The sequence below is a fragment of the Phytohabitans houttuyneae genome, from assembly GCF_011764425.1.
GTDB lineage: Bacteria > Actinomycetota > Actinomycetes > Mycobacteriales > Micromonosporaceae > Phytohabitans > Phytohabitans houttuyneae.
In genome coordinates, this window is sequence record NZ_BLPF01000002.1 from 1,475,234 (window position 1) to 1,487,062 (window position 11,829).

Here is an 11,829-nt window from a genome sequence, read left to right on the forward strand (position 1 = left end):
GCACCGGCTGCGCCGCAACGTTCGTGGTGTCGGCCTGCTACGCGACGCGGCGACCGCAGGCGGTTGGACGGCCGAGGTGCCCTAGGCCGCCGGTGCGGGCTCGGCGCTGCGCCCGGTGTTTCGGCCGTGATCGGCGCCGGGCGACAGGTGTTCAGCGGCGCGCCTGCGGGTGGCGCGGTGGTGTCGACCGGTTCGGGGCGGCGGCTGTGGCCGCATCAGGTTGATGCGGTGGATTCGTGGTGCGCCGCGGTTGGTGAGGGCGAGCGGGCCACGGTCGTGGCGGCGTGTGGCACGGGCAAGACGCTGATTGCGGCGGAGGCCTCAGCGCGGGTGGCGGCGGGTGAGCCGGTGTTGGTGACGGTGCCGACGGTTGACCTGTTGGCGCAGACCGTGGGGGAGTGGCTGGACTTTTTGGGTCGCGGGGTTGGGCGGCTGGTCGCGGTGTGCAATATGAGGCAGATGCGGCAGGCGGCCCGGCAGGCGGGGGTCAGCCTGCGCGGCCTGCAGGTCACGACTGATCCGGGCACGTTGGCTGGTTGGATGGCTGCCGGCCGGGTGACCGTGGTCGGGACCTACGCGAGCGTTGCGGTGATCCGGGCGGCGTATGCGCTGCATGATGCGCGGCGGGCCGGGCTGCTGGTGGTCGACGAGGCGCACCGCACCGCTGGTGAGATCGGTAAGCCGTGGGCGATGGTGCATGACGATGTCGCGGTCCCTGCCCGCCGCCGCATGTATGCCACGGCGACACCGCGGATTGTCGGGGATGACCAGCAGGCGATCAGCATGGACGACGTCAAGGTGTTCGGGCCGACCGCGTTCCGGTTGGGGTTCGCCGACGCGATCGAGCTGGGTTTGCTGGCCGACTATCGGCTTGTCGTCGCGGTGGTCACCGCCGAGCAGATCACCGGTCTGCAGGCCGAACAGACGTTGACGGTGGATGGGCGGCCGCGGCCGGCGCGGATGCTGGCCAGTCAGATCGCGCTGGCGCGGGCGATCAACGACTACGGGCTGCGCCGGCTGCTGGTCTACCACAACCGGGTGGCGGTGGCCGGCCACTTCGCGCAGACTTTGCCGGACGCGGTGGCGTTGCTGCCGGAGCGTGAGCGTCCACTGTGGCCGGTGGTGGGCTGGTCGGCGCATGGCCGGTCAGGGTTCGCCCATCGGGCCATGGTGCTGCGCGAGCTGCGTGAGCCGGGCGGAAACACGGTGGTGGTGTGCAACGCCCGTCTGTTCACCGAAGGCGTTGATGTGCCGGCGTTGGACGGGGTCGCGTTCGACGAGCCCCGTTCCTCGATCATCGATGTGGTTCAGGGGGTTGGTCGGGCGTTGCGGCTCGGTGGTCAGCCCGGCAAGACCGCGACCGTCGTCGTGCCGGTTCTGACCAGCGAAGCCGCCCTTACCCGGCAGCTGGCCCGCCGGGACTGGCAGACCGTGTGGCGGGTGGTGCGGGCCTTGGGGGCGCATGACGAACGGGTCGAGCAGCGCCTGCAACAAGCGCGTCAGACCTACCGCCGGCACAGCCCGGCCGGTGCCGTGGCCGGGCTTGACTGGCTGACCGCGGCCGGGCCCGGCGTGCCCGACGACTTCGCCGACCGGATCCGGCTGCGGGTGCTGACCCACGGCGCGACCGAGCGGGTGCAAGACGGCTGGGCCCACTACTACCCGCTGGTGGTGGCCTACCACGCCGAACACGGCCACCTGCGGATACCCTCCGATCCCGCACGTGCCGGGCTGCGCAGCTGGTTGACCCGGCAACGCCGGCTGCACGCCGTCGGCAAGCTGGCGCCGGAGCGAGTGACCGCACTGCAACGCCTCGGCATCGTTTGGGAGGTCGGCGAACATCAATGGGAAACCCGGTACGCCGAATACAAGCGCCTGCACCAACAACAACAGCAGGGTGATAAGGCGACAGCGTCGCAGAGCCTGACCGCGTGGTGCAGCCGGCAACGCGCCCTGCACCGCGACGGCACCCTGCCGCCAGCCCGCAAACAGCTGCTGGACGAGGTCGGCTTCGACTGGGACCCGGTACAGACCGAGTGGGACACCGCGATCGCGCACCTGCGCACCTACCGCCGACAACATGGCGACCTGCTTGTGCCGCAGCACTTGATCTGCGATGACGGGTACCAGCTTGGTGCTTGGGTGAGCAACCGCCGCAGCGAGATGCGCAGCCGTCAGCTGAGGCTGTCCGCGGCGCGTAAGGCCGAACTGGACCAGCTGGGGATGGTCTGGGACGCGTACGAGTTCCGCTGGCAGGAGGGTCTGACCGCCGCCCGCGCTTTCCACGCCGAACACGGGCATCTGCGTGTGCCGCAAGACCTCGTCTACGGCGACAACACGCACCGGCTCGGCAACTGGATCAGCAACCGCCGCGCCGACCACCGACGCGGCAACCTGGCACCGGAGCGCAAAGCCGAACTCGACCGGCTGGGCATGGACTGGGATCCGCCGCGAACCCGCCGACCGGACGCAGCAGCGCCGAGGCCGCCTCAGCCCGAGCCGTTATCGGCCGCCAGCGGCCGGGTGCTGCGTTGATGGTCACCGTCTGCTACCGCACCGCCGTCCTTGTCCAGGCGGGCTCGGACGCCGGAACCCCGGTCAGGGGTTCCGGTTGTCGGGCCAGCCCGCTCCAAGCCGGTCGCGGCAGCTCGTTTCTGCTGGCGCCAACCCCAGGCCTGGTGCGTGACCGCGCGCCGCGCCACCGGGTCGGTGCTCGATGCCCAGGCCACGACATTGCGAGCCAGTGCGGCCATCAGACATGCGGAACGGACCGACGATGATTGACGACCCGTTACTTCAGGCGGTCGCCGCCGCCGTGGTGGGCAAGGCGGTCGACGCCCTGACCGAAAGCGCCGCGGCGGTGTTACGACGGCTGCGTGGCCGGGCCGCCGCCGATCCCGCGACCGCGGGCGTGCTGCGGCTGGCCGACGTGGATCCGGAGGCGTTGGCGGCGTTGCGGGCGGTGCTGCGCACCGCGGCCGCCGCCGACCCGGAACTCGCCGACGCCATGACGGTCTTGGCGCGGCAGTTGCCGGTCCCGCGGCAGCTGCCACCAGCCACCACCGTCTGGGTCAACCGGGACAGCCAGCTACAGGCCCTGAAGCGGGTCGCCGCACGCGCACCCCGGTGCAGGGCCGTCGCGGTGCTGCACGGCCCGGCCGGGGTGGGCAAGACCGCCCTGGCTGTCCGGGCCGCCCAGGCGTTGCCGTGGGCGGCCGATGGGGACCTGTACGTCGATTTGCGCGGCCGTGCCGTAGGTGGGTCGCTGCCGCCCTCGGTGGCGTTGGCGCGGCTGCTGCGCTCGCTCGGCGTGCCCGACGAACGGGTCCCCCCAGATGCCGACGAACGCGTCGCCTTGTGGCGGTCGCTGACCGCCTCCCGGAAGCTGACCGTGGTGCTGGACGACGCCGGATCGGCCGAGCAGGTGGAGCCGCTGCTTCCGGCCGCGGCCACCTGTGTGGTGTTGGTGACGAGCCGGGCACCGCTTGCCGATCTGGTCGCCGCCGGCGCTTATCCGGTGCTGGTTGGTCCGCTGGACCAGGACGCCTCCGCGATGCTGTTGGCGGCGATCTGCGGCCAGCGGCGGTTGACGGCCGAACCCGCCGCTGTCGCCGACCTGGTGAAGGCGTGCGCCGGCATGCCGTTGCCGCTCGCGATCACCGCCGCGCACCTGGCCAGCCATCCAGATCAGGCGGTAGCGGCCGCTGCCGGCCAGCTGAACAACGCACCAGCCACGCCGCCCACCCTTGCCGACGCGGCACGCCTTGACTGTGGAGGTCTTGCCCTGATGTCCGCGATCGACGCCGCCTACTCAGGTTTGCCTGCCCCGGCCCAACGGCTGTTCCAGGCCATGCTCAGCCATCCTGGGCCGGACTTCACCGCACGCACCGCAGGGGCCGGTCTCGCCGTTGCGCAGGACGCGACAGCTGCGCCGCTGGCGATACTGGTGCACGCCCGTCTGCTCCAGCAGCCGGCGCCGGGCCGGTACGGGTATCCCGCGCTGGTGCGCGAGTTCGGCCGTGACCTGCCGACCGACCCGGCCGGTCGGGACCAGACCCTGCGCCGGATCGTGTTGGGGTATCTGGCCGACGTGCGGGCGGCGGACCGGATCCTTACCCCTACCAGCGGTACACCGCCGACTTCGCCCACCATGTCGCCGGCCTTCCACCATACGAATTCGACAGCGGGCGGGCTGCGCTGGCCTGGTTGGAGGCCGAGAGGGTCAACCTGGTCGATGTGGTCGCGGCCGCCGCGCCGCACCTACCTGAGCTGGCCTTCGCGGTGTCGTACGGGATGTGGCCCCTGTTTCACCTGCGCCGCCACCATCACACGCGTCAACGGGTTGACGTACTCGCCGTCAGCTGCGCGCAGCGGCTCGACAACCCCGGCTACCTGGCGGCGGCCCTGAACCGGCAAGCATGGGGCTGCTACGACCGCGGCGATCACACCGCCGCCGCTGACCTGTTCACCCAGGCACAGCAGACCGCGACCGACCAGCACGAGCAGGCCGCCGCACTGGCCGGGCGCGGCACAACCGCCCTTGCCCTCCACCGCGTCGCGGACGCGATCGCCGACCTGACCCAGGCGCTGGCGCTGTACCGACAGCTGGGCAACCCACGACGCATCGCGCTCACCCTCATCGGCTTGGCCCAGGCCCACACCACCAACCAAGCTGCGCGCGTCGCCATCGATCTGCTCAGCCAAGCCGTTGACCTGCTCACCGACCTGGACGCCCCAGACCCGGTCAACCTGGCCCGCGCCCGGACCCACCTGGGCCGCGCTCTGATCACCAACGGCGCGTACGAGGTGGCCGCCGCCGAACTCGGCGCCGCGCTCGCCATGACGCAGAAAGCCGGGCTGACCCGCGGCCAGGCCCAAGCCCATCACGGCCTCGGCGAACTCGCCCTGGCCCGACACCGGCCAGCGGGTGCCCTCGCGCACCTGCAACGCGCGCAGGCCCTGTTCGCCGAGCTCGGCGACACCGAAGCCGCCGACGTGCGAACCATGCTGGCAGCCCTCCCAGCCGGCACCACTGATCGGGCCCAGCCCGAATGAGGACCGCCCAGCACACCCGGCGTACACCAGTCCGCGGCGGGACTGAGGCGAGAACTCCGCCCGCCCTGGCCGTCCCGCGCCACCACCGGCGCTACCTGCGGCCGCCGCAATCGCGTCCATCATCGACGGTGACGGACGAACCCACCCTCACGGACATGTCATGACCGCCGACGTCGTGCCACCGGCGTCGGTGGGTGGTCGGGTGTTGTGGCCGCACCAGCAGCGGGCGGTGGACCGCTGGTGCGGCCAGGTCCGCGACGGCCAGCGCGGCACTGTGGTTGCCGCCTGCGGAACCGGCAAGACCCTGGTCGCGGCGGACGCATCGGTTCGGGTGGCAGCGCACGAGCCGGTGGTGATGATGGTGCCCACCGTCGACCTGCTCGCGCAGACGGTCAAGCAGTGGCAGGACTACCTCGGCCCGGCCATGGGTCGGGTGGTCGCAGTGTGCAACATCCGGCAGATGCAGCACACGGCCCGGCAGGCCGGCGTGAGCCTGCGCAGCCTGACCGTCACCACCGACCCGGCCCAGCTGGCCGCCCTGATGGCCGACGGGCGGGTGACGGTGCTGGCCACCTACGCCAGCCTGCCCGTAGTGCGGGCCGCCTACCGGCTACACGACGCCCGACCCGCCGGTCTGCTCGTGGTCGACGAGGCTCACCGCACGGCTGGGCCGCTGGGCAAGGCATGGGCGGCCGTGCACGACCAGGTCGCGGTGCCGGCGCGGCGGCGGCTGTACATGACGGCCACCCCGCGGATCTTCCTCGACGACCAGCCGGCGATCAGCATGGACGATCAGACCGTGTTCGGGCCGGTGGCGTTCCGGCTCGGGTTCGCCGACGCGATCAGCCTTGGCCTGCTGGCCGACTACCGGCTGGTCGTCGCCGTCGTCACCGAGCAGGAACTCGCCGATCTGGCAGGTTTTGCCGGTACGACCGGTGAACAGCCCACCCTGACCGTGGCCGGGCGGCCACGGCCGGCGCGGATGCTGGCCAGCCAGATCGCGTTGAGCCGGGCGATCGCCGACTACCAGCTAAGCCGGGTGCTGGTCTACCACAACCGGGTCGCCTCAGCCGCCCTGTTCGCCCACACCCTGCCAGACGCCGTGAGCCTGCTGCCCGCGGCAGAGGCCCCGACCCGGCCGGTGCGGGGCTGGTCAGCCAGCGGCAAGTCCAACTTCGCGCACCGGGCGCAGGTGCTGCGCCACCTACGCGACCCCGGCGACAACGCCGTCGTGGTGTGCAACGCCCGCCTGTTCAGCGAGGGCCTGGACGTGCCCGCCCTGGACGCGGTCATGTACGCCGAACCACGCACCTCACTCATCGACGTCGTGCAAGGCGTCGGCCGGTCACTGCGGCTCGGCGGCCAACCACAGAAGACCGCCACCATCGTCGTACCGGTGCTGACCAGCGAAGCCACCCTGGCCAACGAGCTCGCCCACCGCGACTGGCAACACGTCTGGCAAGTGGTCCGTGCACTACGCGCCCACGACGAACGGCTCGAGGCCCGCCTCGACCAGGCGCGAAGCGGTACACGGCGCGGCGAGGGCAACATCGGCGGCCTGGCCGACACTGCCGGCGCCGCGGTGGGTCTGTCCTGGCTGACCGCGGCCGGGCCGCGCGTGCCGGCCGGGTTCGCGGACCGGATCCGGCTGCGCGTGCTCAACCCCGTCCCGGCGGCCAACCAGGACGCGTGGGACCGCTACTACCCCCTCGCGCAAGCGTTCCACGCCGAACACGGTCACCTGCGCGTCCCGCACGTGCAGACCGACGACGGCTGGCTCGGGTCCTGGCTAGCCCACCAACGGCGGCTGTACACGGCCGGCAACCTCGCCCCGGACCGGATCGCCGCGCTCGAACGGCTGCACATCATCTGGGACCCGGTCGAGGAGCAATGGCACAGCCGGTACGCCGAACACTTGCAATGGACCCAACGACAGGCATCCGGCGCCGCGGACACCGCGCCGGACAGCCTGCGGCAATGGTGGACCGCCCAACGCGCCCACCGCCGTGCCGGCACCCTGCCCGAAACCCGTCGCCAACTGCTCGACAAGGCCGGCTTCGACTGGGACCCACAAACCACCGAATGGCAAGACGGCCTACGTCACGCCCGCGCCTACCGCCAGCGGTACGGACACCTCCAAGTGCCCTCCAATTACACCAGTGACGACGGGTTCAACCTCGGCACCTGGATCACCAACCGACGAAGCGACCACAAACGCGGCCGGCTCAAAGCCGAACGAACCGCCGAACTGGACCAGCTCGACATGATCTGGGACTGCCGCGCACACCGCTGGCAGCAACACCTCGCCGCTGCCCGCGCCTACCACACCGAACACGGCACCCTACGCGGCGCCGGAACAGTCAACGGCCACAACGTCAGCCTCTGGCTGACCACCGCCCGAGCCCGCCACCGCAACGGCGACCTCACCGCAGACCAGATCACCGACCTCGACGCACTCGGCATCGACTGGAACCCCCACCCAGGGCCACCCACCACCGCGTAACCAGCCAACCCCAGCCACAGGAAGGCATCCAGGCGTCGAACCGCCACCGCAAGCCAACCTGCCGGCGACACGGCCCACGACACCGGAGCCGAGCCTGAGCGAACACCACACACCCACCCCGAACCGCCACCCGTGGGCAAGCCCGCCATCCGCGTCACCCCTGCTGGCGTTCGTTCAAGGTGAGCCGCAAACCTAGCCGCCGACTGTGCCCGCCCTGCACGCGCGAAGAACGGAAATGCTTCTCAAGGAAGAAGTCGCGATGACCGGCCAGTCGCCCACCGATCGCGGACCATATTCAAAGATTGACACGTCGGTGCCGCATTCGGCGCGGATCTGGAACTACTGGATGGGCGGCAAGGAAAACTACGCCGCCGACGGTGTTGCCGGGGACGCGTGCATCGCCCGGTTCCCCGGCATCGTGGAGCTGGCCAAGCAGTCCCGGCAGTTCGTCATCCGAGCCGTCCACTACCTCGCCGCGCAGGCCGGCATCCGACAGGTCCTCGACATCGGCACCGGCCTGCCCACCATGCAAACACGCATCAGGTCGCCCAACGCGCCGCCCCAGACCCCAAAATCGTGTACGTCGACAACGACCCGCTCGTGCTCGTCCACGCCCGCGCCCTGCTGCGCAACACCACCGCCGAGGGCGTCACCGGTTTCATCGACTACGACTTCCACAACACCCAACAACTCCTACAGGAAGCGGGCAACATCCTGAACGTCACCGAGCCGATCGCGGTGATGTTCATGGGCTCGCTCGGCCACGTCGGCGACTACCACCAGATGCGCTTCATCGTGGCCGGGATGATGGACGCGGTTCCTTCCGGCAGCTACCTGGTGCTCTGGGACAGCACCAATACCACCGAAGGTTTCAACGAAGCACAGCAGGGCTACAACGACACCGGCGCTGTCCCCTACGTCCTACGCACTCCCGACCAGCTGCGCGGCTGCTTCGAAGGCCTCGAACTCATCGAACCCGGATTGGTGTCGATCTCCCAATGGCGGCCCGGCCCATTGGCTGGTGACACCATCCTCACCGTGGACGGGTACGGCGCAGTAGCCCGCAAGCCGTAGCAAGCCTGCCTGGCGACCTTCCACGCGGCCGCTGCCCTGTTCGTCACCGACGACAGCGCGCCGCTGCGCCGCCTGCTCGAGGTGACCGGGTTGAGCACGGTCCTTAAGATCACCGATAAGGAAGCGCCACCGACAACCAAGGTGGCCGGGCTGGTGGCCAGTGTCGAGCTGGCGGTCGCCTCGATGGACGCGGTTGGCGTGCGGGCGGCGCTGATTGACTGGCGGGCGCGGTACATCGCGGCCTCGGGCGGCACGATGCGGGTGGGCCGGCGACGGGAGGTCGCCGGCCCACGATGCCTGCTGGCTATCGCACTCGCATTTGCTGATGGACCGCCGCGTCTGGAGCGTAGGTCCGGTCACCGGAGTAGGCGACGTGAACCGGGTACACACCTGCTGAAAGTCCGGCGGTCGGCAGCGTGACGACTGCCGTTCCGCCGGTCAGCGCAACCACCCGCGTGGTGCCGCCGAAGGTGACGGCGATCTCGCCGGTCACCTTCGGAGCTTTCCTGTGCCGGGATGGTGCCCTCACATCGACCTTCACCGTGAACGTGTCGCCACTGACCACCGACGCGGGTGTGGCTTTCGCCTTCACCGCCGCCCTTGCCGTGCCCGGGGGCGTCAGCGTGACTCGGGCTGAGCTCGTCTTGGTCGGGTCCACCACCGACGTCGCCACGACGGTGAGCGACGACGCGGTCTCAGCAGCGGCCACCGAGAGCAGACCATCCGCGGAGATGCTTGTGCCCGCCGAGGTCGCTCCCTTGACCGACCAGGTGACCGCCGGGCTGACACCCTCGTTGGTCGTCACCTGAGCGCTGAACTGCCTGACCCAGTTCCAGCCCTTCGTCAGGTGCTCAGTCGCGGGCGTCACCGACACGGAGTCGACGCCCGACCACAGGTAGTCCCTGGCGAAGATCGTGAACAGCTGGCCCGCCGTCATCCCGTCGTGCGCGCCAGGGACCTGGGTCGTCTCGGCGTCGAACCCTCGAGCCCTGAAGTTGTTCGCGATGGCGTTCTGGGCGTTGAGGTTGCCCTCGAAGACACCGTTGCCGAGGAATACGAAGAGGTCATCGTCCCCGACCGCCTCCGCGACGTTGTCATAGTCTTGCGTCGTGAGGGACGGATTGCCGGAGAAGTGTCCGTAGAACGCGAACGTGGTCGGGTAGTTCTTGATGACGACGCCGCCCGTCATTCCGCCATATGAGAACCCGCCGTAGGCGCGCCCTCACGCTCGGTCGAGACGTTGTAGTTCTCTTCGATGAGGGGGAGGATCGTCTGGACCAGGTTGTTGGCGGCGTTGGTCTGGTTGTATGAGGCGAAGCCGAGGCTGGTGCCCGTGAAGTGATTTCCCATGGTGACAACCACGGTGGGCTCGATCTCGCCCTTAGCCGTCATGTTGTCCAGGATGTTCGGGACGTTCGCAGGGACCATGAAGTCGGTCTCATCACCGAAGATGCCGTGGGCGAGATACGCGACCTTGTAGGGCTCCGCGCGGTTGGGATCGTAGTTGGCCGGCAGGTAGACGCCGAGGTAATGGCCGCCGTCGCCCAGGATCGTGGTGTAGGGGATGTACTGGACGGTGCCCCGCCGTGAGCGGTCCGCGATCGGCAGCTCGTACTCCGCACGCTCCTTCAGCACCGGGTCGTTCTGTTTCTTGGCGTACGGCACGTACACGGCATCGAGGACGTCGTTGTTCCTGACGCGGAACGAGGATTCGCCAGGGGGCCGAGGGTTCGTCGAGGCGGGATCCCAGATGCGCTTGTTCACCCAGCCCTGAGTCGGGTCCCAGACCCGGTACCAGTAGCTGAGACTTCCGGCGTGCAGCGGGAGTGAGATCGACCAGTATCCCTTCGAATCCCTGGTCATGTCCCTGAGGAACTCGGTGCCTCCAGAGTGGTACCGCCCCGTCTGCCATTCCTCCGGCTGATACCGGGTGTTGCCGGTATTGACGTCGAGCAGAGTCAGGTCTCCGGCAAGGCGGACCTGCGTGGCATTGGGATTGTGGTAGACAAACCTGACGGTATATCCGGTCGGTGAACGGTGATCCGCCTTGACGGTCGCGCCTTTCACCATCGCAGGCCCGCCTGCGACGGCAGGTGGCGCGGACACGGTGGCGCCCGCACCGAGTGACATGAACGCGAGCAACGAGACCGCACGCCTGAGCCCGCGTCGTCCGATCGCCTTCCTCATCTGCGCATACTCCTCTGTAGTCTCTTCTCGTGGGTATTCGGAGACCGGCAAACTGAGGGTCCCTGTTTCACCTCCAATCGAGCTGATATGTGGCGTCCGAGGGCGGGTAGTGCTGATGAATCGATTCGGCTTGCTGCCGGAGGATGGACGCGCCTCGTAGTTCGGCGCTGCCGCCCAGGAGCATGGCGCTGGAGGCCGCCGGGAGACGTCTGCGGATGAGACGCGGACATGAGCGCCCTCCTCCTGGGCCACGCGGCCGCCGTTGCCGTCGATATGCCCGCTCCGGCACCCTCTGGACCTCGCACGGTGCTAAATCGAATTAGCAGGGGTAGTGTGGCTGGGCGTGCCTTTCGGTGTCAAGGGTGTCCGGGGCATTGCGTTGTTCCTGGTCACGGCGTCGACGAGGGCGTTGGGCGGGCGCCCGCCTCGCTCTTGCCGTCGACGGGCGATGACGAGGCGCCACCGCGCGGCCGTGGTGAGTGTGCCGGTGGTGCTGTTCCCTGCGGCGGTCCACGTCCCGGCGAGGGCGGCGCCGGTCGCTAGGACGGCGACGGTCATCACGAGTCGGGGCCTTCGGCGTGACCGGGTTTGCCAGCCGGCGTAGCCCGTAGCGGATCAGGGTGCCGGTGCGATCAGCAGCGCGGTCCGGACGGCAAGCGCGTGACCGAGGCGGGTGTCGAGCGTTTCGGTGAGGAAAGTGCCGTCCGGAAGGTGGCGTCGTGAGGTACCGGCGAGGTAGGGGCCGAAGAGCAGCGCGGTGCCGACGGCGGCGGCGATCGAGGTGGTCCATCCGGTGCAGAGCAGTCGCCGGGCTGCCGGGTTTTCGGTGCCGGCGGGCCAGGCGTGGACGAGGAAGAACGCGACGAGGCGCCAACCGTTTGCTGGCGAGTACCGCGAAGGCCTGCTGGCTGGTGCCGTCATGCGAGGTGCACCACTGACGCGTCCGGTCGGACCTGCGTGTCGCCGCCATGGCGCTGTCACCCGGTCCGCGCGGTGCTTGCCGCCTCGGC

The 11,829-nt window shown here is 69.6% G+C and carries 6 protein-coding genes and 1 pseudogene; 4 read left to right on the forward strand and 3 right to left on the reverse strand.

Going from position 1 to position 11,829, the window contains the following annotated elements; all coding sequences use genetic code 11:
* Window positions 1–126: 126 nt before the first annotated feature.
* The 4 genes and pseudogenes from Phou_RS30115 to Phou_RS30130 all read left to right on the forward strand — a co-directional run bounded on the left by Phou_RS30115 (window position 127) and on the right by Phou_RS30130 (window position 8,632).
* Window positions 127–2,535, forward strand: coding sequence for a DEAD/DEAH box helicase (locus Phou_RS30115; RefSeq protein ID WP_173062060.1), 2,409 nt, complete (start codon window positions 127–129; stop codon window positions 2,533–2,535).
* A gap of 241 nt (window positions 2,536–2,776) precedes the next feature.
* On the forward strand, window positions 2,777–4,408 hold the full coding sequence (locus Phou_RS30120; RefSeq protein WP_173062063.1) for an NB-ARC domain-containing protein: 1,632 nt from the start codon (window positions 2,777–2,779) through the stop codon (window positions 4,406–4,408).
* Window positions 4,409–5,215: 807 nt separating this feature from the next.
* Complete coding sequence (locus Phou_RS30125) at window positions 5,216–7,558, forward strand: DEAD/DEAH box helicase (RefSeq protein ID WP_173062067.1); 2,343 nt, start codon at window positions 5,216–5,218, stop codon at window positions 7,556–7,558.
* Between the two features lie 346 nt (window positions 7,559–7,904).
* Window positions 7,905–8,632 (forward strand): annotated as a pseudogene (locus tag Phou_RS30130) (SAM-dependent methyltransferase).
* Window positions 8,633–8,936: 304 nt separating this feature from the next.
* Here the strand turns inward: Phou_RS30130 and Phou_RS30135 are convergent.
* The 3 genes from Phou_RS30135 to Phou_RS30145 form a co-directional block, all read right to left on the reverse strand.
* Window positions 8,937–9,821, reverse strand: coding sequence for an Ig-like domain repeat protein (locus tag Phou_RS30135; RefSeq protein WP_173062070.1), 885 nt, complete (start codon window positions 9,819–9,821; stop codon window positions 8,937–8,939).
* Window positions 9,818–10,819 carry an alpha/beta hydrolase-fold protein gene (locus Phou_RS30140; protein WP_173062073.1) on the reverse strand — a complete coding sequence of 334 codons (1,002 nt, stop codon included), beginning with the start codon at window positions 10,817–10,819 and terminating at the stop codon, window positions 9,818–9,820. The genes Phou_RS30135 and Phou_RS30140 overlap by 4 nt, the downstream gene beginning before the upstream one ends.
* A gap of 615 nt (window positions 10,820–11,434) precedes the next feature.
* Window positions 11,435–11,740 (reverse strand): hypothetical protein, encoded by a 306-nt coding sequence (locus Phou_RS30145; protein ID WP_173062076.1) that lies wholly within the window; start codon window positions 11,738–11,740, stop codon window positions 11,435–11,437.
* Window positions 11,741–11,829 lie beyond the last annotated feature (89 nt).